Source organism: Lysinibacillus sp. JNUCC 51, from assembly GCF_015999525.1.
In the GTDB taxonomy this organism is placed as follows: Bacteria; Bacillota; Bacilli; order Bacillales_A; family Planococcaceae; genus Lysinibacillus; species Lysinibacillus xylanilyticus.
The window spans coordinates 131366-156787 of record NZ_CP065545.1 but is presented as its reverse complement, the minus strand read 5'-3'; the positions used below and the strand labels follow the sequence as shown (position 1 = coordinate 156787).

The 25422-nt window shown below is 33.9% G+C and carries 29 protein-coding genes; 19 read left to right on the top strand and 10 right to left on the bottom strand.

The features are described 5' to 3' along the window. Positions 1-86 precede the first annotated feature (86 nt). Positions 87-737: a FusB/FusC family EF-G-binding protein gene (locus JNUCC51_RS00970; RefSeq protein ID WP_337990412.1), complete on the bottom strand. Its 651-nt coding sequence runs from the start codon at positions 735-737 to the stop codon at positions 87-89. Between the two features lie 552 nt (positions 738-1289). Between JNUCC51_RS00970 and JNUCC51_RS00965 the strand changes: the two genes are divergently transcribed. Further along, positions 1290-1922, top strand: coding sequence for a class I SAM-dependent methyltransferase (locus JNUCC51_RS00965; RefSeq protein ID WP_337990411.1), 633 nt, complete (start codon positions 1290-1292; stop codon positions 1920-1922). 12 nt (positions 1923-1934) lie between these two features. Next, on the top strand, positions 1935-2906 hold the full coding sequence (locus tag JNUCC51_RS00960; RefSeq protein WP_337990410.1) for an HD domain-containing protein: 972 nt from the start codon (positions 1935-1937) through the stop codon (positions 2904-2906). Between the two features lie 58 nt (positions 2907-2964). On the opposite strand, the gene JNUCC51_RS00955 is transcribed toward JNUCC51_RS00960, so the two are convergent. Then, complete coding sequence (locus tag JNUCC51_RS00955) at positions 2965-3261, bottom strand: hypothetical protein (RefSeq protein WP_337990409.1); 297 nt, start codon at positions 3259-3261, stop codon at positions 2965-2967. A 298-nt stretch (positions 3262-3559) separates the two neighbouring features. Here JNUCC51_RS00955 and JNUCC51_RS00950 point away from each other — a divergent pair, with 298 nt between their 5' ends. The 9 genes from JNUCC51_RS00950 to thrS all read left to right on the top strand — a co-directional run bounded on the left by JNUCC51_RS00950 (position 3560) and on the right by thrS (position 11607). Further along, positions 3560-3958 (top strand): MarR family winged helix-turn-helix transcriptional regulator, encoded by a 399-nt coding sequence (locus tag JNUCC51_RS00950; RefSeq protein ID WP_337990408.1) that lies wholly within the window; start codon positions 3560-3562, stop codon positions 3956-3958. Next, positions 3958-4305 carry a DUF3147 family protein gene (locus JNUCC51_RS00945; RefSeq protein ID WP_337990407.1) on the top strand — a complete coding sequence of 116 codons (348 nt, stop codon included), beginning with the start codon at positions 3958-3960 and terminating at the stop codon, positions 4303-4305. The genes JNUCC51_RS00950 and JNUCC51_RS00945 overlap by 1 nt, the downstream gene beginning before the upstream one ends. Positions 4306-4316: 11 nt before the next feature. Further along, the gene (locus JNUCC51_RS00940) at positions 4317-4802 is read left to right on the top strand and encodes a GNAT family N-acetyltransferase (RefSeq protein WP_337990406.1); all 486 of its coding nucleotides are present in this window, start codon (positions 4317-4319) and stop codon (positions 4800-4802) included. Positions 4803-4927: 125 nt separating this feature from the next. After that, positions 4928-5392, top strand: a complete 465-nt coding sequence (locus JNUCC51_RS00935) for a hypothetical protein (RefSeq protein WP_337990405.1) — start codon at positions 4928-4930, stop codon at positions 5390-5392. A gap of 248 nt (positions 5393-5640) precedes the next feature. Beyond that, positions 5641-6150, top strand: a complete 510-nt coding sequence (locus JNUCC51_RS00930; RefSeq protein ID WP_337990404.1) for a hypothetical protein — start codon at positions 5641-5643, stop codon at positions 6148-6150. Positions 6151-6269: 119 nt separating this feature from the next. Further along, positions 6270-7600 (top strand): IS3 family transposase gene (locus tag JNUCC51_RS00925; protein ID WP_337988626.1). Its coding sequence is split into 2 segments (ribosomal slippage): positions 6270-6651 and positions 6651-7600, totalling 1332 coding nucleotides; the frame shifts between segments, so codons are not numbered across the junction. Between the two features lie 405 nt (positions 7601-8005). Continuing rightward, the gene (locus JNUCC51_RS00920) at positions 8006-8794 is read left to right on the top strand and encodes a lipid II flippase Amj family protein (RefSeq protein WP_337992169.1); all 789 of its coding nucleotides are present in this window, start codon (positions 8006-8008) and stop codon (positions 8792-8794) included. Between the two features lie 83 nt (positions 8795-8877). Next, positions 8878-9237 carry a hypothetical protein gene (locus JNUCC51_RS00915; RefSeq protein WP_337990403.1) on the top strand — a complete coding sequence of 120 codons (360 nt, stop codon included), beginning with the start codon at positions 8878-8880 and terminating at the stop codon, positions 9235-9237. Between the two features lie 453 nt (positions 9238-9690). After that, positions 9691-11607, top strand: a complete 1917-nt coding sequence (thrS, locus tag JNUCC51_RS00910; protein ID WP_337990402.1) for a threonine--tRNA ligase — start codon at positions 9691-9693, stop codon at positions 11605-11607. Between the two features lie 198 nt (positions 11608-11805). Here thrS and JNUCC51_RS00905 read toward each other — a convergent pair whose 3' ends face one another. Together JNUCC51_RS00905 and JNUCC51_RS00900 are read right to left on the bottom strand one after the other, a co-directional pair. After that, the gene (locus JNUCC51_RS00905; protein WP_337990401.1) at positions 11806-12270 is read right to left on the bottom strand and encodes a hypothetical protein; all 465 of its coding nucleotides are present in this window, start codon (positions 12268-12270) and stop codon (positions 11806-11808) included. Positions 12271-12419: 149 nt separating this feature from the next. Next, positions 12420-12560 (bottom strand): aspartyl-phosphate phosphatase Spo0E family protein, encoded by a 141-nt coding sequence (locus tag JNUCC51_RS00900; RefSeq protein ID WP_198516187.1) that lies wholly within the window; start codon positions 12558-12560, stop codon positions 12420-12422. A gap of 562 nt (positions 12561-13122) precedes the next feature. On the opposite strand from JNUCC51_RS00900, the gene JNUCC51_RS00895 reads away from it, so the two are divergent. Both JNUCC51_RS00895 and JNUCC51_RS00890 read left to right on the top strand, forming a co-directional pair. Beyond that, positions 13123-13737, top strand: coding sequence for a hypothetical protein (locus JNUCC51_RS00895; protein WP_337990400.1), 615 nt, complete (start codon positions 13123-13125; stop codon positions 13735-13737). A gap of 14 nt (positions 13738-13751) precedes the next feature. After that, a complete protein-coding gene (locus JNUCC51_RS00890; protein WP_337990399.1) occupies positions 13752-14306 on the top strand; it encodes a histidine phosphatase family protein in 555 nt (184 codons plus the stop codon). A 312-nt stretch (positions 14307-14618) separates the two neighbouring features. Here JNUCC51_RS00890 and JNUCC51_RS00885 read toward each other — a convergent pair whose 3' ends face one another. Beyond that, positions 14619-15854: an IS110 family RNA-guided transposase gene (locus JNUCC51_RS00885; RefSeq protein WP_337988372.1), complete on the bottom strand. Its 1236-nt coding sequence runs from the start codon at positions 15852-15854 to the stop codon at positions 14619-14621. A 319-nt stretch (positions 15855-16173) separates the two neighbouring features. Between JNUCC51_RS00885 and JNUCC51_RS00880 the strand changes: the two genes are divergently transcribed. Both JNUCC51_RS00880 and JNUCC51_RS00875 read left to right on the top strand, forming a co-directional pair. Then, a complete protein-coding gene (locus JNUCC51_RS00880; protein WP_337988614.1) occupies positions 16174-16599 on the top strand; it encodes an HTH domain-containing protein in 426 nt (141 codons plus the stop codon). After that, positions 16494-17504 carry an IS3 family transposase gene (locus JNUCC51_RS00875; protein ID WP_337992168.1) on the top strand — a complete coding sequence of 337 codons (1011 nt, stop codon included), beginning with the start codon at positions 16494-16496 and terminating at the stop codon, positions 17502-17504. Before JNUCC51_RS00880 ends, JNUCC51_RS00875 begins: the two co-directional genes overlap by 106 nt. 243 nt (positions 17505-17747) lie before the next feature. Here JNUCC51_RS00875 and JNUCC51_RS00870 read toward each other — a convergent pair whose 3' ends face one another. Next, positions 17748-18137, bottom strand: coding sequence for a spore coat protein (locus JNUCC51_RS00870; RefSeq protein WP_337990398.1), 390 nt, complete (start codon positions 18135-18137; stop codon positions 17748-17750). Between the two features lie 425 nt (positions 18138-18562). On the opposite strand from JNUCC51_RS00870, the gene JNUCC51_RS00865 reads away from it, so the two are divergent. Together JNUCC51_RS00865 and JNUCC51_RS00860 are read left to right on the top strand one after the other, a co-directional pair. Next, positions 18563-18940 (top strand): VOC family protein, encoded by a 378-nt coding sequence (locus JNUCC51_RS00865; protein WP_337990397.1) that lies wholly within the window; start codon positions 18563-18565, stop codon positions 18938-18940. 223 nt (positions 18941-19163) lie between these two features. Beyond that, positions 19164-20015, top strand: a complete 852-nt coding sequence (locus JNUCC51_RS00860; RefSeq protein WP_337990396.1) for a creatininase family protein — start codon at positions 19164-19166, stop codon at positions 20013-20015. Positions 20016-20517: 502 nt separating this feature from the next. Here JNUCC51_RS00860 and JNUCC51_RS00855 read toward each other — a convergent pair. From JNUCC51_RS00855 to JNUCC51_RS00845, 3 genes are all read right to left on the bottom strand, one after another. Beyond that, positions 20518-20889 carry a hypothetical protein gene (locus JNUCC51_RS00855; protein WP_337990395.1) on the bottom strand — a complete coding sequence of 124 codons (372 nt, stop codon included), beginning with the start codon at positions 20887-20889 and terminating at the stop codon, positions 20518-20520. A gap of 869 nt (positions 20890-21758) precedes the next feature. Beyond that, positions 21759-22313, bottom strand: a complete 555-nt coding sequence (locus JNUCC51_RS00850) for a GNAT family N-acetyltransferase (protein WP_337990394.1) — start codon at positions 22311-22313, stop codon at positions 21759-21761. Positions 22314-22594: 281 nt separating this feature from the next. After that, the gene (locus JNUCC51_RS00845; RefSeq protein WP_337990393.1) at positions 22595-23188 is read right to left on the bottom strand and encodes a hypothetical protein; all 594 of its coding nucleotides are present in this window, start codon (positions 23186-23188) and stop codon (positions 22595-22597) included. Positions 23189-23399: 211 nt separating this feature from the next. Here JNUCC51_RS00845 and JNUCC51_RS00840 point away from each other — a divergent pair, with 211 nt between their 5' ends. Beyond that, positions 23400-23894: a GNAT family N-acetyltransferase gene (locus JNUCC51_RS00840; RefSeq protein ID WP_337990392.1), complete on the top strand. Its 495-nt coding sequence runs from the start codon at positions 23400-23402 to the stop codon at positions 23892-23894. A gap of 84 nt (positions 23895-23978) precedes the next feature. Beyond that, positions 23979-24374: a GNAT family N-acetyltransferase gene (locus JNUCC51_RS00835; RefSeq protein WP_337990391.1), complete on the top strand. Its 396-nt coding sequence runs from the start codon at positions 23979-23981 to the stop codon at positions 24372-24374. A gap of 54 nt (positions 24375-24428) precedes the next feature. Here JNUCC51_RS00835 and JNUCC51_RS00830 read toward each other — a convergent pair whose 3' ends face one another. Further along, complete coding sequence (locus tag JNUCC51_RS00830) at positions 24429-25166, bottom strand: class I SAM-dependent methyltransferase (RefSeq protein WP_337990390.1); 738 nt, start codon at positions 25164-25166, stop codon at positions 24429-24431. Positions 25167-25422 lie beyond the last annotated feature (256 nt).

The following is a 25422-nucleotide window of genomic DNA, read 5'->3' as shown; positions in this document are numbered from 1 at the left end:
CGAATAAAAGTGAATCAAAATTAGTTTCCGTATTAATTGACAAAAACTATCTAAAAAGCCTTCCCCGTAATGGAGAAGGCTTTATTTTATCGAGTGATACGTTCGAAAAACGCTATTGTTTTTTCTATATCTGTTACATGTCGATTGCATGTTTGGCTATCTGCGCAAATGTAATTACTATAATTCGTGAACGTTCCAACGACTTGACCTTTTACAGACGTAGTAAATAAGCCAACATCAGAATGGCGGTTACATAGTGCGCATATTCCTTTAGTTGTATTGTTAGAGTAAGTTCCCTTAATCGCTTTTAACTTTTCATCTTGTTCCAACACGACATATTTTCGATGTGTACCAGGATCATCCCAAGCTAAATAACAAATTTCCTGAAAGTCCATTTCTTCAAGTTTTGGTAACTTGAGCTTTTTTTCCTTTTTAAATAGGCTCTTAATTGTGCTTGCAGTTACAGCTTTGAATGGGATGACGTAAGGTTTTAATTGCTCTAAATACGCTTCACCCTGTGCACGATCTGTCACATTAAAAAGATTTTCAATTAGTTGAGCTTCCGCAGTGGACAGAGCTAATTTTGCCGTAATTTCGGTTTCAACAATACCGTGTACGGCTTGGATAACGTTTTTATCCTTTGTTGTTGCAAGTGTGTGTATGATTTTATTCATTTGCTGATCAAGTAAATTATAGTTTGCGACCGTTAAAAACGGCTGAATTGTTTGTTTTTCCATTTGAATTCACTCCTGTATAGTAGGCTTTTTAATAAGGTTTATGGCCTAAAGAGATCATTCAATGATGTTAATATGTTAACTTTTCTAGACCTCTTTGACCTGTAAAGTGTTTGGTCTAGAGCAAGCATTACAAAAGAATGCGTCCATTTCGATTCCTCCTTGAAAAGAAAACTATACTTATTATAACATTTTTTAGGAATTTAATAAAGTTTGAAAATTTACTCACCGCAGTATGTAATATTTGGTATAATAGTTTAATATTTGGTTATCATCAAAAGTTGTTAATGACATTTTGATAAATCGAGTGTCATGTATATAGGTTGATTGAAGTAGAGGCTGGGCGTCCGCATGGGAGTGCCTAGTCGGAGCAGAAATTAACCCCACGATATGGTGATGAGCTTGAATTATTGAAAGGGGGAATTTTTATGAAACAGGTTATCGGTCATGAAAATTTTAATGTTTGGAGAGGGATTGTTAGTAACTAACACGGGATGTTTAGTACTAATAGACCTTCCAAACTAGTAATCGATTGAAAACCTAGGAGGAACTATTATGCTAAATCAACAAGGATTTAATTTATGGGCTGATGGTTACGATAAAACGGTCCAGCTAAGTGAAGAAAGTAATCAATATCCATTTGCAGGATATAAAGCAGTATTAAATACGATTTTTAACGAGGTCATGTACATTCCAAAATCAACTGTATTAGACATTGGATTTGGCACAGGGGTGTTAACGGCAAAGCTTTATGACAATGGCCATATTATGAATGGGTTCGATTTCTCCTCGAAAATGATCGAAATTGCCAAAGAAAAAATGCCTGATGCGAACTTGATGGAGTGGGATTTGTCAAAAGGGCTACCAACGGAGCTTCTTCATCAAAAATATGACGCCATTATTAGTACCTATGCACTTCATCATTTTACAGATGAAATGAAGGTGCAATACATTACAGCGTTATTACAGCAACTATCGCCTGCAGGTAAAATTTTTATCGGTGATATTGCGTTTGAAACAAGAGCGCAGCTTGAAAAATGTCGTCATGACAGTATTAGTTATTGGGATGATGATGAATTTTACTTTGTCCATGAGGAAATCAGCTCCTTGCTAGAAGGAGTATGCCAATTAGAATTTTATCCAATCTCACATTGTGGTGGGGTTTTTGTACTTTCGAATTTTGCGTAGGAAGATGCTAATATGATTATTTCGGATAATATATATGGTGAATTCGAGATAGATGATGTGTTAGCGGAACTTATTTCGAGTAAACCGTTGCAAAGATTGAAGGGTATTCATCAAGGTGGTGCAAGTTATCTAGTAAATAGCCAATGGAATGTAACACGTTATGAGCATTCGATTGGTGTCATGTTGTTAATTAAACAGCTTGGAGGCTCTTTAGAGGAGCAGATTGCAGGATTATTGCACGATGTTTCACATACTGCTTTTTCGCATGTCGTTGATTTCGTCCTTGAAAATAAAGCTGAAGATTATCATGAAGATATATTTGTGGATGTAATCAGGGCATCAGAAATTCCTAATATCCTTAATAAGTATAACTATGATTATGAAAATCTGCTTTTTAATAATGCGATATGGAATTTACTTGAACAACCAGCTCCTGAATTATGTGCGGACCGAGTAGATTATACTTTAAGGGACATGTATGTATATGGGCAAGCCTCTTTAGAAGAAATAGTAAAATTTTTAAATGATATTATTATTTATCAAGGGAAGATATGTCTTCAAAGTATTGAATCTGCTGAATGGTTTGTGAGAACTTATTATCAAGAAGTGCTTGATTTCTTTATGGATCCGTTAAATATTTATGCTTATGATAAATTAGCGCAAACGCTAAAATTAGCATTAGATAAAAAAATTATTACGCTTGCCGATTTTCTTAAGGAAGATAATGAACTAATTGAATTGATGAATTCTTCAAAAGATAGGCAAGTACAGAGCCTTTTAAAACAACTCCATCCTAATATTAAAGTGAGGGTTGGTCAGGGAGAATTTGATATTCATCAAAAGAATAAAACTCGACTTATCGATCCATTGATTTACCTTAATAATAGATTAATAAGGGCAAGCGCATTATCTGAAGATGTTAGAAAAATGAATGCAGCTGCTGAAGAAAAATTTCAACAGGGTGTGTTTGTGAAAATACTATAAGTATCTGGGAATTTCCGATAAAATTAGTAAGGGGCTGTCTACTGACAGTCCCTTCGCTTTATGTAAACATCGACATAATATATTTACCTGATAACATAAAAACTGCATAAACTGCAAGAGAGCTAATTACGGAAATGCTTGGTTTAAACCAGGTTGTTAATAAAAATGCTAGAACCGTAAAAAGTAACATACCTACAGCCCCAAATACAGTATTTTGTAAAACGCTGTGGAAAGTATCTTCCTTCATATTTTTCATCTGCATGCCCATATTAATGAGCGTCAGAATAGGTAATGCCGTAATAATGCCAGATAAAAACAGATATTTTGATTGGCTTAATAGTAATGCTATTACCATTATAGTGCCACCCACAATAAAATAAAGAAAATATAACATAAGTAACCCTCGGCTTTTTATTCAGAATAGTGTAATAATACTTTACGAAATAGAGCATTACAAGTCCTTGTTTAATATATTTAGCAAGAAAGCGAGAAAGATATACTTATATCAAAACTTACTAGAATATTTCGGTCTATTTGAAAGGGGTGATGACTGGCGTTAAAAAACTGAAAATATAGAATTTTAGACACCTCTTTAAATACATCGTTTATTGCGATATAATCGCTTAAGACGACATATTAAAGGAGTATATTTGATGATTAAAGATTTAAATAACTATTTTACAACGATTTTCTACCATCTACATACTAAGCATGAAGATACAATTTCGCATCAAAGCGTGCGTATATTACAGATGATTCAAAAAGAAGATGAAGTAACTGTACGTGATATTGCGGAGTTACTGAATATTTCTCAAAATACAGCGTCTGAGCATACAAAAAAGCTGGAGCGTAATGGCTGGGTGAAAAAGGAGCGGGCCATCGAAGATCAGCGCAAAGTAAACCTCCATCTTACAGCTGAAGGGTTTCACATTTTAAAGAAAAATACTGAATTAGATGATGAAAAGCTTCAACATGCGCTAAAGCAGCTTTCAGAAGAGCAACAACAAACGATTTTACAGGCTTTTCGTTTATTAAGTGAGGTGTCTAAATAATGTACACATTAGTAAAAATTCTTTGTTCGGCAGTCGTTATTGGTATTGTTACTGAGGTTGCTAGAAGATTTCCTTCCTATGGTGGCATTATTGCAGCACTACCACTTGTCAGTATTTTAAGTATCATCTGGCTTACTGTGCAAAGTGAGTCGAGTGAACATATTCAACGATTTACGTTTGGTGTAATAGTTGGGTTACCAGCTACAATGTTTATGCTGTTTGTTATTTATATGGCAATGAAATCATCAATCCATATCGTTTTAGCCATTGGACTAGGTGTCGTTTCATGGGCAGTATTTCTAGGTGTGCAAAAAGCTATTGCTAGTATGTTTAATTTTTCAATTTAGGAGAATGATAGATGACAGTAATTCCTATTCAACAATTACCTCAAGATGATGTGTTACAGTTTTTTAAGGAGCATTGGGGAAGTACAGAAATGGTCATTTCTAGTGGGATATATGACTGTAGTAAGTTAGATGGCTTCGCTTATGTAGATGAACAAAACTCGATTTTAGGTCTCATAACGTATATCATTCGTGCTGAAGAATGCGAAATTATTTCCCTTGATAGTATAGTAGAGGGAAAGGGCATTGGTTCATTGATTGTACAAGCTGTTGAACACCATGCATTCGAACAAGGCTGTTCTATGATTACCCTCATTACGACAAATGATAATTTACACGCATTAAAATTTTATCAAAAGCGAGGCTATTACTTAGTCGAAATTATAAAAAACGCAGTCGAGCAAGCAAGAGCGTATAAACCTGAAATTCCTTTAATCGGTAATGACGGGATTCCGATACGAGATGAAATACGATTAGCAAAGCAATCTGGCTTATTATGAGCCAGATTGTTTTTCTGCCTAAAGAAATTGATTTGTGAAGAAAAATCCTTATAGTATATTTTCAAGGTTTCATCACCTACGTTTTCCCGTTATACTTGATGGGTAACAAGAAAGTGAGGAAAGAAATGAAAAAATTACTATTTGTTTTATTATTTAGTGTTCTAGTAGTGGGAGCGGGCTTTATCATTTATTTAAAAAGCAATCCACCACTTGTCATGAATAGCTATACGAATCCTACAGATGATTCATCTACAAGAATCATAGAAATAGAGAATAAAGGACTACGTGATATAAAGCTTCAGCAAATACTCGTCAATGATAAAGTGCCTGAAAATGTCGAGCTCGTCGTGAGTAAGTCCGAACCGTTTGAAGCAGAAACGAAGCTAGTAGGTAATCCAAATATTACATATTATAAGTTAAGGCAAGTAACCGTTTTTCCTAGTCAATACATAGATCGCAAGGCCATTGGAAAGCAGCCTCAGCATTATGCAGTAAAGGTTGAAGAACCTAATATTAAAAAAATAACGATTAAGTACAAATATTTAAAAATGCCATTTACTTTAACAGCTGAATTACAATCTACTAAATAGAGTAAAACGATAATCAGTGGGGGTATCCTTTCCCCACTGATTTTTAGTTTTCACTACTCGGGGTAGAAGTCCCAAATCTAACGATTAGGTTTCGGTACAAATAAATTACTTATTATTCAACATACTCTTTTTTTGTCTTATCATTTATGCCTATGTCAATTCATAAGATTGTTTGGTGAAAAAATACCATCACTACTAAAACATGGTATTCTAATAGTAACAGTCATTATGATGTTAGGAGGGACTAAATGGGATTTATCATCATCGGCATAGTACTTGTTATCTTTATTTTCACTGTAACTTTAGTGGTAATTAGGAAGCATTCGAACGGGGATATTAAGCTGGAGGTAACAGCTGTATGTGAAGGGAAAAATGAATTAGATCAAGCTATTATGAAGATATATTTTACTTTTTCAATTGGCAAACTTGCACTTCGAAAAAAAGAAATAATGGGCAGTATTGATTGGTCAAAGGGATGGATGCCTGTTTGCTATAATTTAAAGGAATATGGAGCCTATCAGGACGAAAGATTACTTCCTGTAACAAATGAGAAAACGTATACAACCTTCGAAATCAACGCTACAAATGCTATAGACCCTCTGGGACAGGGAGAGGGGTATGTTGTATTAGTATTAGAGGATCCTATTTCTACAGATAAATCCAGAGCAGGTGTGATTCTAGTAGTAACTGCCAATATGGTGACCTATCAGCTATCTGACTCAACTAGCTGGAATAATGACTTTGCAATTAATCATTAAATAATAAAAAAGCTATTCGTTAGGTAAACTGTACCCTATAAGATAGACACTTTGAAAAAAGTCTATCCTATAGGGTACTTTTGTTTATAATGAGAAAAAAGATGTTGAGGTAGAGTGAAATGACCAAAAGATATTTTACGAAAATAGAACTAGAACAACTAAAATGTAATCCAAATGTGCATGCAGTTAGTGAAAAAGCTATCACATATACTGACGAATTTAAACGTCATTTTATTGCGGAAAATGAAAAAGGTAAATTCCCAAGAGAAATTTTTGAAAATGCGGGTTTAGATGTTGAATTAATCGGTATAAAACGTATAGAATCTTCAGGCAAACGTTGGCGAGCTTCTTATCGTAAAACAGGTGTAGAAGGTTTACAAGATACACGTAAAACAAATTCAGGTAGACCATCTGAAAAAGAATTAACACTAGAAGAAAAATTGAAGCGATTAGAAGCGAGAAATCGATTACTTGAAGCAGAGAATGAATTGTTAAAAAAGGTCGATCTACTCGAAAGGCAGATGTTGAAGAAGAAATAAAAATCGCTACAACACTAAAATTTGAACTCATCTATCACACGATAAAAAAGTATAAATTAAAGCGTTTAGTCAGCTATCTATGTGATGTGATGGATGTATCTCGGTCTGGCTATTACAATTATTTTTCAGAAAAATCAGCGCAGAAGCGTATGGCACAAGAACAAGGAGATGAAGTGGTAAAGGAAATCATTTTAAAGGCGTATCATTTCCGAGGGCGAAAAAAAGGAGCACGTCAAATTAAAATGACGTTAGAAAATCAATATGGAATTACGTACAATCTGAAACGTATTCGCCGCGTGATGAAAAAATATCAGATTATCTGCCCGATTCGAAAAGCGAATCCAGCTCGACGTATGGCAAAAGCAACAAAAGAACATCGTACGTGCCCAAATGAATTACAACGCAACTTTAAACAGGGTGTGGCCGGAAAAGTGTTACTGACGGATATCACCTATTTAACGTATGGAAGCAGTAAACGCGCTTATTTATCAACGATTAAAGACGCTGAAACGAATGAAATTTTAGCGTATGAAGTGTCGTCTTCATTAAGTATTGATATTGCCCTCAATACACTTCATCAATTGAAGAAACACCGCCATTTAACAGAAGATGCATTTATTCATTCAGATCAAGGATTCCATTATACGAATCCGCAATTCCAGAAACTTGTGAAGAAAATGGGACTAGGGCAATCGATGTCACGCCGAGGAAACTGTTGGGATAACGCCCCCCAAGAATCCTTCTTCGGTCATTTTAAAGATGAAACCAACCTGAAAGCGTGCGAAACATTAGAAGAAGTAAAACGAGAAGTGAAAAGTTATATGATGTATTACAACCATTATAGAGGGCAATGGAACTTGAAAAAGCTGCCGCCTGCAAAATACAGACAGCAGCTTCAAAAGATTGCCTAGCTTTTTTTCAAAATGTCCTTTACAAAGGGTACACTTTAAGGATGAAAGTACCTAATGAATAGCTTTTCTGTTAGGTAGGGAATTAAAGGAACCTATTCAAGTAAATTTCGTAGAATATTAAAAGGATGGAGTGCCTTTGCTGTACTCGTTACTAAATAGGCCAACCTTGGGAAAAGGAGAATAAAGGAGAAATAATCAAGATGCCCAGAAGGTCGAAAATATATCAAATCTATATGGGGAAAACCCTTTTAATGTAGGCACTAAAGAAATTACACCCCTGTTTTTATGTGTAATAATTCATAACGAAGGATGGGTAGTATATGTATGAGCATGGATCAAAAGATTACTAATTAACAATCGAAAAGAAGGTAATAGAATTTGGATATTTTAACAGATAAATTAATAATGATAGCTTTATTTATTCTCATCATTCATTCGATAGAAACACTTGCGTATGCAGTTCGATTATCGGGTGCTCGTGTAAAATTATTAGCCTCTGCATTATCATTGTTTAATGTGATGGTCATGGTTTCAAGGCTTGCAAATATGATGCAGCAGCCATTTACCGGTAGTTTGACTGACACAGCACCAAAAGAAAACACTCTGGAATTTGTGGAGCAGCAGTTCCGAGTACTTATTGGCGCCGCTTCATTAGGTACAATCGTAGGCATTCTACTATTGCCGACATTTGTGGCGATATTTTCAAGAGCTATTATTCATTTATCTGAGGAAAAAGGTTCTATACCAGCATTATTCAAAAAAGGATTTAGTATTGAGTATTTCAAAAGGGGAATAAAACATATTCATATGCCAAGCTTTACATACTTAAAGGGGATTAGCTGGCGTGATATCCCCATAAAATTATTTATCGTTAATATCGTGATAACGGCCATCTATACAATTGGTGTCCTGTCTGCACTTTACGCATCTCTGTTAGTTCCTGAAAGATCAACAACTGCTGTAATGGCATCAGGACTTATAAATGGTGTGGCAACGATGTTACTAATTATATTTATTGACCCTAAAATTTCTATTTTGGCAGATGATGTCATCAATCAGAGAGGTAGCTACTTCAGTCTTAAACGAGCTTCTGTTATGATGATGGGTTCAAGGCTACTAGGTACTTGCTTAGCACAGCTATTATTTATACCTGGAGCAAAATATGTTGCTTGGTTTACACAATTTATGACTTAAGGAGAACAGCTTTTTCTAGGAATTAAGAAGGATAGAGAGGATATTAACATGATAACTTTCAAGGGAAGGAAAATCGATATTTAATGAAAAAATTATGCTTCCTAATTTTGATGATGTTTGTATTAGTTGCCTGTAGTACGAATCAACAAGGAGAGGTACATTACATAGCGAAAAGTGAACATTGGAAGGCTGTATATCATAGTAATACCGAAGAGGGCTTACAACTATTTTATCTAGGAGAAGAGAAAGATTTAGGTGATTTACAAATTACGATAGAAGGGTCCAATGAATCTAAAACTTTCGATGACGTCCGTGTGAATATGGATAAGCAGTTTGTCTTAAAGAAAAAAGAAAGTGCAAAAATTTTTAAAAGGGATGCTGCCCCAATTATTCACATTAGATGGCATTCATACAATGAGACTTTAGAAGTACGAAGTGGGTGAATACTAGCTTACGGATTGCGATTATATAGCAACTTTCCTGCAAAGAGTAGAATATGCCGTAAGTGCAAATTTAGGAATAGAGTCAAAATTGTTTCATAAAAAATAATTTTCGAACATTGACAAGTATTGGAGCATTTGTTACAGTAAATAACAATTTCACAAAGCAATGAAATTGGCGATGACAAGGACACGAGTTTGTATAAGCGATTTACAGAGAGGGAGGCCATGGCTGGAAGCTTCCTAATGCAGCTAGCAAATCTTACTACCTTCGAGCAGTGCTTGGAAACTTGCACCGTTTATGCAACGTTACTGCAGAACAATGAGCCACTAGTGCATCTAGTGGGAATTTGGGTGGAACCACGGGTAATCAACACATACTCGTCCCTTTATGGGGCGAATATGTGTTTTTTTTTATCTTCAATTACCTAATTTATTTTAAAAGGAGTAGAGAACATGTCAAATCAATTTATTAACATTCATTTTCCAGATGGTAAACAACAAACATTTTCAAAAGGTGTTACACTAACCGACATTGCACAAGCGATTAGCCCAGCTTTACGCAAAAAAGCAATCGTAGGGAGTGTCAACGGAACCATCATTGATTTGACGCGCCCGATTTTGGAAGATACACAAATTTCCCTGTATGATGCTAACTCAGAAGAAGGAATTCAGGTGATACGTCATTCAACAGCTCATTTGTTAGCCCAAGCAATTAAGCGCTTATACCCTGAAGCTAAATTGGGGGTTGGGCCAGTAATAGAAAATGGGTTTTATTATGATATCGATATTGCGCATTCATTAGTACCTAGTGATTTACAACAAATTGAAAAAATGATGAAGCAAATTGTGCATGAAAATATACAAATACAGCGTAAAGAAGTAACAAGAGCAGATGCACAACAGCTATTTGCTCATGATGCGCTAAAGCTAGAGTTATTAGAGGATATTCCTGAACAAGAAGTTGTGACAGTTTATGAACAAGGAGATTTTTATGATCTATGTCGTGGGCCTCATGTATCTTCTACAGGTAAATTACAACATTATAAATTAATGAGTGTGTCAGGAGCTTACTGGCGTGGAGATAGCAATAATCAAATGCTTCAGCGTATATACGGTGTAACTTTTGCCTCAAAAAAAGAACTTGAGGAATACTTTGTTTTCTTAGAAGAAGCGGAGAAGCGGAATCATCGAAAGCTAGGAAAAGAACTAGAGTTATTTATGTTTTCAGAAGAAGCACCAGGGATGCCATTTTATTTGGCAAATGGTCAAATTATTCGTAATGAATTGGAGTCTTATTTACGTCATTTACAAGCAAAATTTGATTACCAAGAAGTACGGACACCATTGATGATGAACCAACGTTTATGGGAGCAGTCGGGACATTGGGATCACTATAAAGACAATATGTACTTTACACAAGTAGACGATCAAAGCTTCGCATTAAAGCCGATGAACTGCCCTGGACATATGTTGATTTTTAAAAATGATTTACATTCGTATAGAGATTTACCGATTCGTATGGCTGAGTTTGGTCAAGTTCATCGACATGAATTTAGTGGCGCATTAAATGGCCTATTACGAGTTCGTACTTTTTGTCAGGACGATGCACATATTTTTGTAACTCCACAGCAAATTGAAGATGAAATTGCACTCGCACTGAAAATAATTGATGAGGTTTATAAGGTTTTTGGCTTCCAATACGAAATTGAATTATCAACACGTCCAGTTGATTATATGGGTGATATTGACCTTTGGAATCAAGCAGAAGAAGCGTTAGAAAACGTACTAATTAATCTAGGTGTTCCTTTTACAATTAATGAAGGTGACGGCGCATTTTATGGCCCAAAAATTGATATTCATATTAAAGATGCCATTCATCGTAGTCATCAATGTGCAACAGTGCAGCTCGATTTTCAACTTCCTGAGAAATTCGATTTAACTTATATCAATGAACAGAATGAAAAAGTAAGACCTGTAGTTATTCATCGAGCGGTATTCGGTTCTCTTGATCGCTTCTTAGGTATATTGATTGAGCATTTTGGAGGGGCATTCCCAACGTGGCTTGCACCTCAACAAGTTAAAGTAATTGGGGTTGCAGATAATCATCAAGGATATGTACAACAAGTAGTTGATGCTTTACAAAAAGAACAAATCCGTGTAAGTATTGACGATCGACAAGAAAAGCTAGGTAAAAAAATTCGTGAAGCTCAAATGAAAAAAATACCTTATATTTTAGTGCTTGGTGATAAAGAAAGGGATAATCAACATGTCACTGTTCGTAAATACGGTCAACAAGCATTAATTGAAAAACCGTTGCAACAGTTCATAGAGGAAATAAAGCAAGAAATACAGCAAAAAGCTTTATCTTAAAAAGGGGATTAAACAATTCAGCTCGCCGCTAGAAGGAAGTCATTTCCCTCTAGAGGCGAGCTGAAAAAATGATTGATATAAATGTAATGATATATATATTTGCAAAATTTACTAAAAAAATGTTGATTTTTTCATCGATTTTGCTACTATAATTCAATTTTCAAGCATACACTAAATTAAACAACAAACAAAATAGATTTAATTGATAGTATTACTTTGATAATTACTATTTCCTAATAGGATAGTTTGGGTCTCTGCGTCAATAACCAGGTATTTATGATAAGTCTCCTGATTATTTTGCTTAAAGGATGCTAAAAAATATACTTGTCGATTGGGATGAATAAAAGTATGTTGAGAGAGGTCTATTTTTTCACTTATAAAATTTGTTTTTAGATGAAATGTTTCTTCAGCCTTTGGTACGTCCTTAAAGGCTATTTTTTGACGAATGTTTAAGGTAGCATCGTTATATTCCTCATAGATTGCCCTATCTAATTGATGATAGAAATCACTCTCAGTACGAAATGTCTGATATTGATTATTAGGATATTTATAAGATGTAGTTCCAGAAGGTATGCAAAGAACCGGTGCTGTATTTTCTACTGAATCTTGAGGCTGCTGTAATAAAAAGCTTGAAACGACCAATGATAAAAAAAATACCTGCATTTTTCGACCTCCTTTTTCCTGTCATAAAGAAGTTATCCCATTTTTATGTTATTTATACGTATCTTTACAACGGCAAAAGGAATTGGTGCGATTTTTATAACCAAAACCTTATATACAGAATAAAACTAGACGGATCGTCGAAAATAATTTTAGCTAGCTTTATTGATAGCTTTTGAATATTTATTTAGTAGGACATCTAATTCTTGACTACAATCTACCACGCTAGGATGGGTGAAACCTAAATCCATAGCCTTTTTATACATATCTTTCCTTTTATTTTCAATCTCCATCTTCAAGAATTGTTTAAACGATATCTTAACCAAAATCTTTTCCCCCTATAATTTTTTCTCCATATTCTTGAAATACATTGACCTCGATTCAACTTTTTCATTGTATCTCACCTAAAATAAAAAATATGTCACATTGTGTATAGGTTGAGAAATTCGTAATTTAGTCATAGAAAAAGATATATATACTTATATAATGGAAAATATTAAAGAATGGTCTTGTTAGCTATTTAGACCTATTTATATTACTAATATTGTATTATCAATATGTTATATAGCCCTATACATTAGATTTTTAGGGTTTTTTTTTGACTTGATTTTATAAAGTATTTAGGGAGATATTTAATAGATTAGTAACTTTTTTACTATAAATATTAATGCATGTATTGACCGGTATTTTAATGGACTTTATTTTCTTGTCGCAATTTATCAAATATACTTTTTTGTTGTTTGTTATTGAGGAGATTTCTTTCTGGTTTATAATGTTGAGAATTTTCGAAATATACAGAATGATGGATAAATTAGTTTATGAGTCTATTAAATGATAGGGAGGAGGTATACCGTGTTGAAGTTAAAATTATCAATATTAAGCGTTTTTGTCGTTTCTAGTTTAATATTAATAGCATGTTCAGAAGTGAAAACAAAATCAGAAGAATCTACTGCAGTTTCTAGCCATACCATTCAACATGTGGAAGAGTCTAAATCGACAACTCCCGTCATTAATAGAAATTATGATTTTACATATTTAGAGGAACTAACCGAGGAAAAAAGAAAATTATATGAAGAATTCTTAAGCAACGGGAATATTAATAATTTAAAGACTTTTACACCAGAGGAAATGGTGTTAATTATGATGAATTTAATATTTGAGAATAATTTCGATAAACTATATGCAATTACCTACAATAACAATGAGCTTCCAGATAAGCAAACCTTTATAGCAGAGTATATAGATTATTTATTAGATGAAGATATACAGAATTATTTAATGTACAGATACTATGATAGAATTTCTTTAGATAAAGATTCTAGCACCGAAAGTATAGCAATTGTTCATTTGGAGATAATTTTTGGAAGCGCACACTATTGCAAGATATATCCCTTATTTAAAGAGGATGGAATGTGGAAGGTTGATTTATACAATTATATGAAAGAAAAGAAGGCAAAATCTGAAAAATAGTAGAGGCGATATTAATGACCGTAATATATTTTGTAAGACACGCTCATTCACACTTTACAGCGGATGAGTATAATCGTCCACTTTCTGACAAAGGGTTTGAGGATAGGGATCGTGTAACAAATTTATTTAAAAATAAAATAATCCATACAATCTATTCAAGTCCATATAATAGAGCCGTTCAGACGGTGGAAGGCATTGCACAAGAACATAAATTACAGATAAATACGATTGATTCTTTGAAGGAGAGAATATTATCTACTGAAACTATACTTGATTTTGACGCTGCGATTCGACAAGTATGGAGTCATCCAAATTTCGCATTTGAGGGTGGAGAATCAAATGAAATCGCAATGCAACGAGCTATTACTACCTTGCAAAATATTATACTTGCACATCCAAATGACAATATAGTGATTGGTACACATGGCAATGTAATGGCCTTATTAATGCAATATTTTGATCCAAAGTATGATTTCTCATTTTGGAAAAAACTATCAATGCCCGATGTGTATCAACTAACATTTCAGCATTTGGTGTTACGTGATGTTCAAAGAATTTGGCAAGAATAGAGGAAGGGGCTGTCTACTGACAACCCCTTGGTTCATTTTATCGAGAAAGTGGCCGAAGTGGAAAATCTTATTTCGTTAAAGCCACATTTTTCATAGGAACGAATAGCACCTTTTATAAATTAAAAACCTGAAGTTTATTAATAAGCTATTTTCGAAAAGATTATTGTTCTTCAACTAAACCAGCTAATAGTTTGTCAATAATTTTCTGTTAAAAGTTTAATAGGCACATGCTATACTAAAAAAGTGCATGACAAATAACCGTCCTAAAGTTTGTATTTGGAAGGTTTTGTTTGATTTAGTTGTACCTACTTATCAAGCTAAATCTTGGTACGTAGTTTTGTTTTTTAATAAGGCAAAAATCCAATGTAAGAGTTTATTAACACAAGCTATTATCGCTACTTTAAAAGGTTTTCCTTCTTCACGTTTTTTATCATAAAATTCACGTATTTTCTTGTTTCGAGGAATGATTGTATCGTCTGTTTTAGTTTTTCTGCAATCCCGTATTGCACAACGAACAGCCATAAACAATGCATGACGAAGTCTACTTGAACCTCGTTTTGTAATTCGATTCTTGGTCGCTGAAAATTTACCTGATTCGAAAACACTTGGGTCAACTCCAGCGAAAGCCACAAGCTTTTTAGGATTATTAAATCGATCTATTTCACCAATCTCAGAAATAATCGTTGCAGCGATCTTTTCACCGATACCTGGGATAGATTTGATAATACTATATTCTTCAATTTCTTTAGCGAGGGCATCTATTTCTGACTCTAACTTTGATAGATGCTCTTTGTATTGAAGAAGGATCTTTATATACATATCAAGACTTAAAATATGACTCTGGTAAACTGTTTTTTCAAAAGGATTACGAGCTGCAGCTGCTTTAAGTTGTAAAGCTTTTTCATTTGCCCATCTAATGGACCTACTCTTACATAATTCATATATTTTGTCTGTAATGGATTCTTCACTTGCTTTCAAAATATCTTCTGAAGAAGGGAACTCTGAAAGAGTTAATAGTGAAACATTAGAATATAAATCTCCGAAAACCCCTTTATATTCAGGAAATACCTGTTCAAGGACTGCCTGAAATTGCAACTTAGTTTGAATCATTACGCCAGTTATATTTTCATGTTGTCTTGTAAGGTTACGAAGATTTAATAACTGAACGCCACGCTTTTTATATGGCTCTAATTCCTCTTTATAGAACAATTCACAAAGAAGATAGGCATCAATGGCATCCGTTTTTACTTTTCTCAAACTCGATCCTCTTGCCTTATATGAAATTAACGGATTAATAATAATCAATAAATATCCTCGTTCTTCTAAATGATGTATGACAGGAGCACCATAGTGTCCTGTGGCTTCTAAAATGATTGTAGGCTTCATACCAGCCTCGTTTTTTACATCCTCTAAAAATATTACAAGGTCATTAAGACCTTCTAAAGTATGAGTCACCTTAAAACTTTTACGATATGGTTTGCCTTTATCTAAGAATGCTTGAACCTGGCTTTTTCCTTTTGAAATATCCAGACCAACGACTGGATTCATTATTAATCTCCTCCTAGAATCATAGTTTGCCAGTTACCCCTAATCCTCCATGCAGTGTCATAGCTTCGCTTGTTATACGAGATCTAAGTCCCAACCAGCCTCAATCATGTTTCTGCAAGTAGGGGGCGAACGGTTTAGTTGACGGGGTCAAGCCCCACGAGCAGTTACGTTCTACCCTGGCTACTGCTATAATAAAACCAAATAAAAAATGATCAACCAGAAATTAATATGTACCCTATAAGATAGACACTTTCAAAAAGGTCATCTTATAGGGTATTTTTGTTTTATAATGAAGAAAAAACGAGCGGTGGTTAATAGTATGACTAAAAATTTACTTTCGAAACAACAACAGGCGCAATTAAAATTAAATCCATACGTTAAAACGGTAAGCGCAAAAGCCATTACTTATACAGATGAATTTAAAGAATTTTTTATTGATGAATACGATAAAGGAAAATATCCAAGTGAAATTTTCCTTGAGGCAGGTTTTGATATTGAAGCCCTTGGTCCAGCGCGTATTCGGAGAGCTTCGAATCGTTGGCGTATGGCTTATAAAGAGCATGGGTTATCGGGTTTAGAAGATGCCAGAAAACATGCTTCAGGTCGCCCTTTAGAGCGTGAATTAAGTTTAGAAGAAAAATACGTTCGCTTAGAGGCGAAGATGAAATTATTAGAAGCAGAAAACGAACTTTTAAAAAAGCTAGATCAACTCGAAAGGCAGCTGATGAGGAAGAAATCAAAATAAGTACTGCACAAAAATTTGAATTAATCCATCAAATAATTGAAAAATATCAATTAAAACGAATGATAGGATATCTTTGTGCAATCGCAAATGTTTCACGCTCAGGCTACTATCGCTATTTTAGTGAAGAAGCTGTCTTAACTCGTCAAAAACAGAATGAAGCAGATGAAGTGGTAAAAGAAGTTATTTTGAAGGCCTTTCATTTCCGAGGACGAAAGAAAGGTGCACGTCAAATAAAAATGACACTCGAAAACCAATATGAAATTACGTACAACCTCAAGCGTATCCGTCGCATTATGAAGAAATTTAATATTGTTTGCCCTATTCGAAAAGCGAATCCAGCACGTCGTATGGCAAAAGCAACAAAGGAACATCGCACATGTCCTAACAAATTAGACCGTAACTTCAAGCAAGGTGTAGCAGGGAAAGTATTACTAACCGATATCACATATTTAACATATGGCGGTGGTCAACGTGCTTATTTATCAACGATAAAAGACGCTGAAACAAATGAAATTTTAGCTTATGAAGTATCTTCTACGTTGAGTATAGAAATTGCGCTCAACACGTTACATAAATTGAAGAAGCATCGCCATTTAAGGGAAGATGCCTTTATCCATTCGGATCAAGGTTTCCACTATACTAATCCAAAGTTCCAAGCCTTAGTAAAGAAAATTGGCTTGGGGCAGTCCATGTCACGTCGAGGAAATTGTTGGGATAATGCGCCACAAGAATCATTCTTTGGACATTTTAAAGATGAAACAACTATTAGAGCATGTGAAACGATAGAAGAAGTAAAGAAAGAAATTAAGAGTTATATGATTTACTACAATCATTATCGAGGGCAATGGAATTTAAATAAGCTGCCGCCTGCAAAATACAGACAGCAGCTTCAGAAAGTTGCCTAACCTTTTTTAAAATGTCCTTTACAAAGGGTACATATTAAATATCTGGCTGACCTTATAATACGAACAGAACAGTTTAGTTGAAGAAGAAGGTTACTTTAAACAGATTTACCAATGAAGAATTTTAAATTCCATCACTACATTGAATGAATATCTGAAAGAAAATGTTCAGCAAGGAAAGAGAAATCTTGCTGAACATTACTTTAAATATGATGATAATAATTTTACTGAAGGTTGGATTTTTTATTAATTAATGAAATTTTGAGGAACACATTCACGAACACCAGAATTTCTCAAGGAGTTAAATAAAGCTGCACCGATTCTTAATAAAACATTGTTATCTGTTCCATTTTCTAAATCATAAATTACGTAGTATGCATTATCAACTGTAAAAATACATTTTCGTTCTAATTTAAATCCAGGTGGTACAGTGGGAAGTTTAATAACTGGTCGAATTACAGGTGTATCTCCTTCATCTCTGATAAAATTGAAAGTTTGTTGGTCAATCTCATAGATATTAACTGGATCAATCTCCACACCTTGAGCTGGAATAGTAATTTCATCTTCAACTAATAGGAAAAAGCGTTCGTTTCGAAAATTGAAAAGACTTCTCGCTCCAATTTCAAATGATGCCATTTTATATTCACCTCCTCTTCTATTCAATATTTTATTCATATCGAATACAGTTGTTTGGACAAAAAGGAAGGTGGAGTAAAGAATAGTTTCTGGACTGAAGTCATTAAATGCTAATAGTAAGTGTGAGATTGGACTTCGAATATCAGATATGCATGTAACTTTAATGAACGATATGAGTAAATTAATAAATATGGTGTGATCCGCTTTTAATTGCGAATACCTAAGAATTTGTGAAAAATTGCACTTAAACTAATCAGGTGCTTTACTCGAAGAACATTTGCAGCTCTATTTTAATTGAACTAAAGGTGAGAATAGTTGAAGAAGGAGAATATTCAGATTAAATAGAATAGATAGGATAGTGGCTCTTACTATTTGGCTTACATATAGGTTTTCAAAAGTAAGATGAAATGAATGGAGGAATAATAATGGAAACTAATGTAATTCGAAAAATTGGACAAATTGGAATACCAATAAAGAATGTAGAAAATGCAATTGAATTTTATAAAGAAGTATTAGGGTTAACCCTTCTTTTTAGTACAGAAAGTATGGCATTTTTTGAATGTAATGGGCAACGACTTCTTCTTTCACTTCCTGAAAAAGAAGAATTTGCAAATTCGAGTTCTGTTATCTATTTTCAGGTCGAAGATATAATAAAAACCTTCGAAGAATTGCTTGAAAAGGGAGTGTCCTTTATCGACCAACCACATGTCGTTGCGAAAATGGGAAATACAGAAACGTGGATGGCTTTCTTTAAAGATACTGATGGAAATACACATGCTTTAATGTGCGAAGTACAAATTTAATTCGTAATATCTTCTTTATTAAACTAACGGTGCAGTTTAACGAAAAATAGAGTATTCAAAGATAGTATAGAAATAAAAAGATAAACACAAAGGGGAGAAAGCAAATACGAACAGGGCATGCAACAGGAATAATGATTTTAGAAGGCGAATTTCTACCTGTATATTTCATTTACTTAGCTTAAGTAATATAACTTATTTCAAATAAAAGAAATGGGGAGAATCCATGTATTCTATTTTTAAAGATACTGTTGCTGATATGACTTGGCTTGAAATTGAAGAGGCATTACAAAAAGGTGCAGTGGTACTGTCACCGACTGGTGTGATTGAACAACAGGGGCCTCACCTGCCTACAGGGGTTGATATTTACGAGAGTCATTATATTTGTCGTTATATAAAAAAAAGGTTAGAAAAAGAGAACATTTCATCTATAATAGCACCTCCTTACTACTTTGGTGTAAATCATATTACTGGTGCATTTCCTGGTTCTTTCACGTCAAGAAAGGAGACGGTACAGGCAGTCTTATTCGATATGTGGGAATCTCTTTACAGATGGGGAGCGAAACATATATTTGTCATTGATGTACACGGAGATCAACAGCATGGTGATGCGCTGTTAGGAGCTATTAAAAAGACAAGGCAAACACTAAAAATTGATGTTCGTTCGGTTATTGCTAATTTGTTAGCGAATCAGTTAGGAATTACAAAAGATCAAGAAGAATTTTTGATTTTTGAAATCGATTTCTCCTTTGGTTCATTTGAACCTCCTCCGAGTTATCCTGATTTTCATGCAGGAGCGCAGGGGACAGCACGGTTCTTGAAAAATTTCCCTGATTTGGTGAGAGGAGAAAAAATCAAGGAACTATCCCCTAAGCTATTGAACAAAGAGGAAATAGAGCAATGGCATGAAGGAGGAGAAAGAGCAAAGGGAATTGTCCCAAAAGGATATGTGGGGAATCCTCAAGGGTATACCCCTTTTTTGGCAGAAGATAAGTTAGATTTTATCAGTGGGTTTGTTGAGTTTGCATCAAGGGAGTTACTTCATTATTTAAGAATGCAACCAAAAAAAAGAGAGTGAATTGTACTTTCATAAGGACATAAGTTCAACAAGAAAGTACTAAGAAAATAGTCGAACTTTTTTTAAAAGAAGTGATCATCTAATAATAAATTGAACTCACATTTTAATTAATCTTTTTTCAAAATGTGAGCTTTTCTTATGTTTTAGATCCAGTGTTTGTAATTCTATTTTGATCAAACTTCATCCCAAATCAACAGCTAAGTTTGTGAATAAATGTACTTAAAGTAACGGGTGCTTTTCTTGAAGATCATTGAGTTGCATATGCAGCTCTTTTTTCTTTATTGAACTAACGAGGCAATTTAGTTCAACAATTTGCTGTTTTAAACATCCCACACATATCGCTATGTTGAATGAATATCTGAAAGAAAATGTGCAGTTTGAATCCCGTTAGGCGTTACATAATTTTTGATATAAGAAGCCGCCTGTAGCCCTTTAAGTAGTGAGATGTTAAACCTTCACGCAAATTAATAATCATTTCTAATCATGGTTTATATTGATGTCCTCAAATACATGATTTATATTTAGAAATATTTTTTTCTTTATCTAAAATAGAAGTATTCTGTTCGTATTTTTGGGGTTTAGATAGCTTTTCAAGCTGTCGCATCAATATATCATTTAAATCTCCGGACTCTTTCATGTTTTCTTGGGTTTGCTTAACCTCCATAATAAGTACTCTTTGTCCATTTGGTTTCACAATATATTTACGTATATAACCATTTTCATATCTAATTTCAAGTTTAGATTCGCTGTTTTTTTCTTCTTCGTCTTTATGTATATTTTCAATTCCAAATAAATCTAAGAGACTTTCATTTTTTATATTTTTATTAACCTCTGTTTTCAAATAATTTAATGTATTACTGGTTTGAATTTTCATTTATAATTCTCCTTAGAAATTAGTATTTTGTTACACTTTATTATAACCTTTAAAGTTAATAAATGGAGGTTTTGTTAAAAATTCATTAGTACTTTTAACATCAGTTTGCTGATGCAGAAGAGCATTAGTAGCATTAAAGACTACACTGTTAACTCGCCCCAAAAAGGAGGTTTAACAACTTACTTTACTTATTATTATTATTATTATTATTATTATTATTATTATTATTATTCATAATTCTTATAGCAACTGAGACTCAATACTACTGAATAATATGAGGAAAATAATAAATAAGGTAATCCACTTCTTATTGCGAATATCTAAGAATTTGTGATGAATCGCATTTAAACTAATGGGTGAATTAGATGACAATCCATAAGCAACAATCTTTGAGGGAACAGCCATTAATAAAAACATAAATAAAATTAAAGTGAATAATAGTTTTCATTGCATCTGTTACAAGGTCTTTACCTGGCAATTATTCGCCAAATGAAATGCCTGCAAAGGAAGTACAAAGCCGTAATTGATTTGTAACTTCATCTGAGGCATTTAAAAATGCCCATAAAACATAAGTTTAGGAATTACTTTTAAGTCCTTTAAATAATTTTTTAATTTTTTTTAATCATTTCTGTAACTTTTTTTCGACTTAATCGTACATATTAATAGAATCTAAAACTAAGCAAAAAATTAGTAAGATTCACTTTCGCAAAAGACCAGGGCTCACTTCATTGCTGAGATCCTGGTCTTTTTGTATTTGTTCCTAAGATCATCGCATCATTAGAATAGAAAAAGGGGCTGTCTACTGGCAGCCCCTTGGGTCATTTTTTCGAGAACTTTATCCGAACGTATTTCCATCTGTGGAAAATTACTTATCCTATTTGAGTCCATTCTTCTCGTAATAGACCAAATAAAACTACATCATGAAATTGGCCGAAGCGGAAAATCTCATTTCGTAGAATACCTTCTTTTGTAAATCCGCATTTTTCATAGGAACGAATAGCTCCTTTGTTAAAGCTAAAAACCTGAAGCTTAACTTTATTAATAGCAATATAATTAAAAATAAAATGTATGAGGGTTTTCATTGCATCCGTGCCCAATCCTTTACCATGCCATTGTTCACCAATCGATATGCCTACAAAGCAAGTACTGTTTTGCCAGTTGATACCATAGACACCACAGGAGCCGATAAGCTCATTAGTCGACTTTTCAAATATACCGAAGATATACTCCTCTTTTTTGCCACTAATACTTTGAAAGAATGCAGAATGATCCTCAAAGGTATTTGGAAAGGGGATTTCGTCATTGGCAAGGAGCAACGATTTATTTTCACTTTCAATTTTTACAAATGCCTCTAAGTCGGAGGAAGTCATTTGTTGTAAAGTAATAGATTGACCTGTAAGAAATTCTTTAAAATAATTTTCCATTTTTTTCTCCCTTGTTCAAGGGCTGCAGTTAGATTCTACACCCCTTGGATTATTTGTTGTATAAACAAAACATCTACTGCACTTTCCGCACTCATATGCACAACTCCTTTAAATCAGATAACTTTATAATAGCATTTTTGGTAATTAGTAGAAACTAATATTTTTAACCAGGTATCGAATAGGAAAATATAAGTTATTATTTGAATGATCATCGGACGCCTCCAGCAAAACGGCTGGCGGAACAGAGCTTTATGAAAGACATTAAAAGAAAAACCCGAATTTTATTTATTGTTTTTTGAAGGACGCCAATTTGTCTGGTTATCTACATCTTGTTGCTCTATCCAATTTAGAAAATCCTCTGTGCATTGAATATCGTGGTCTAACACTGCACTATATACATAAATCGAAGGAAGTACTAGGGATTTCTTAAGCAGTTCTTCTTTGATATTTAAAATATACTTTCTACTCTCAATTGTTAATGAATCATTCATTATCGGTACTAAATCTCTTGATAGAGGGCCATTCCGTGATTCAGAAAACAGCCACATATCAATATTCCAAATTTCTGATGGCATTTGCTCATATTGTATTTTAAAATAATAACCATTAAATGGTGTTTCCAAATAATTTCGATACTTTAATTCTAAAACCTTCGGATTGTTAGTTAAATCCGATAATATCGACATAGCTTCCTCTGCATTGGGGCGAACACAAAATGTTTCGATATCGATATCTTGATCCACAAGTAAATCATATGCTGTTGCGCCGACAACATAAGCTTGTCCAATTGTATTCCATTTTTCTATCAGTTTTAATTCTTCTAGAATACGCATGGCAGTTACTTTTCGTTTTGAAGCTCTCTCTAATAGTTCCAAAATTACCACCTACCTTAAAATAAATTTCTAAATCATGTTAGAATACATTATATTTGTAATTTATACAATATATTTTCAAGAAGATGAGATATGCCCAAGATCAAACTAAAGCAGAAAGAAGGGTGATTAAATGCATACTTCAATCCATATTTTATCAAGTAGAGATTGATTAGGAAGATTAAGAGTACTAAAGATGAGAGGGAGAGCTTCGATGAGATTAAAATTTTATGAAGAAAATGATGAATACTTAATTGATCAATACACTATCACAGAGGAGCAGCTTCGTTATACGATGTCTCCGAAAGCGAGCATTGAACTAGTAAAGCAGGACAAAGATCGTCATGCCGTTCTTGTATTAGACGAAGAAAAGCTCGTAACCTTCTTTGTATTGCATGAAAATGAGGGCGTTAAACCATATTCCTCTAATGAACAGTCGATTTTAATCCGTGCCTTTTCGACAGACTTTTATGAACAAGGTAAAGGCTATGCTAAAGCGGCATTACAGCTTTTGCCGGACTTTGTTTTGAAACATTTTCCGAATATTAATGAGCTTGTGTTAGGGGTTAATCAACCGAATACTGCCGCACAGTCACTTTATAAAAAATGTGGATTTGTCGATGAAGGAAGGTTGGCAACGGGTTTCAGGGGTGAGATTAAGGTAATGAGCTATCACATTAGTAAAATTGATAAAGAAAAATTTGATTAGAAATGCTGTACTTCAGAAAAATATTTCGTCGTACAACCATGAAAGAATGAGGTGAACAGAATGACACAATTGCTGGAAGCATATATGGAGCATTTAGATGAAATATGTGGGATTGATCAAGAAGTAATTGGGGATTTTTCGAGAAGGGAATATTTGCGTACTGCAATTAACGAAAAGCGTTGTATCATTCAGATAAGTGAAAAGGGGGTTGCTGGTTTTCTTATTTTTACGAATGACTTTTTTGAAAATAGCTTTATCTCATTAGTTGTTGTTAAGCCAACTGAAAGGGGAAGGGGAGTTGCATCAGCATTATTAGATTTTTATATAGAAATGGCTAGGACTCCAAAAATCTTTTCTTCTACTAACCAATCAAATACTAGTATGCATAAAGTATTTGAAAAGGCGGGATTTATAAAAAGTGGGTTTATTGATAACTTAGATGAAGGTGACCCAGAAATTATATATGTGAAATTTAAATAGATAATAGTTAAGTCTCGCAGAATTACAGCCTGCGAGACTTGGAACTTTGAAACGTTATTTTCTAGCTCGTATTAATAAAAATGAAGGGCGACGATGCTCTTTTTCTAAAGAAGGTAGTTTTTCAATGGCCTGTGAAATAGGGAGCGGTTCTAGTATTTTTTCTATCGTTAAGTCATGTGCGATTAATGTATTGATGATTGTAGAAATGCTACGGTGATATTTAACAACACCATCAACAAACCAAGTTTGCTCACGCAAGCCCTCATCGTGGTAATTGTCAATTGCGTAATGGCTCATAATCCCGTTGTCGTCATAAATCCAATTATCCTCCTTTGTTTCACGAGCTGTAACAATCGGATGCTCTACAGAAAAAACAAAAATGCTACCAGGGCGAAGCATTCTAGCAATTTTACCAATGACAGCATTAAAATCCTTTATATAATGCAATGAAAGAGAGCTTGTTATACAGTCAAAGCTGTCAGGAGCTGCATCGTAATCCTCTATTGCTTGCAAGTAGTAGTCTATATGCAGATGGGCATGTTCACGTTGAGCAATTTCCAGCATATTTTTTGAAACATCAATAGCCGTTACATGCTGAGCGTTATTTTCTATACAAAAGTACGCGAATTCTCCCATTCCACAACCGATATCAAGCATCCTTAAATTACTTAAATCAGGAAGCAAAGATTTTAACGCTGGTTGCTCAAGCAAGTTATTATAGTTATTTGGTGCTTGACGTAGCCTTTGATATTGATGGAAAAACTCCGGATGGTCATAAATATTTTGTTTCATCGTTAACCTCCATTTGTCATACATAACGTTATGTAACATTTGCGCATATTTATTGTCACATAGACATCAAGAAAGAAATAGACTTTTATTTCAAATTTTAGTAAGATGTTAGGTAGAGTCATGCCAACTTTTGTAATTTAACCATCTAATTTAGATGGTTTATTTTTTTGAAATGAGAAAGTCTAGTTGCTACGCTATTTGCTTAAATCACCTTTAGTCATAAAGTTGTAACAATTCAGAAAAAATAAAATTAATT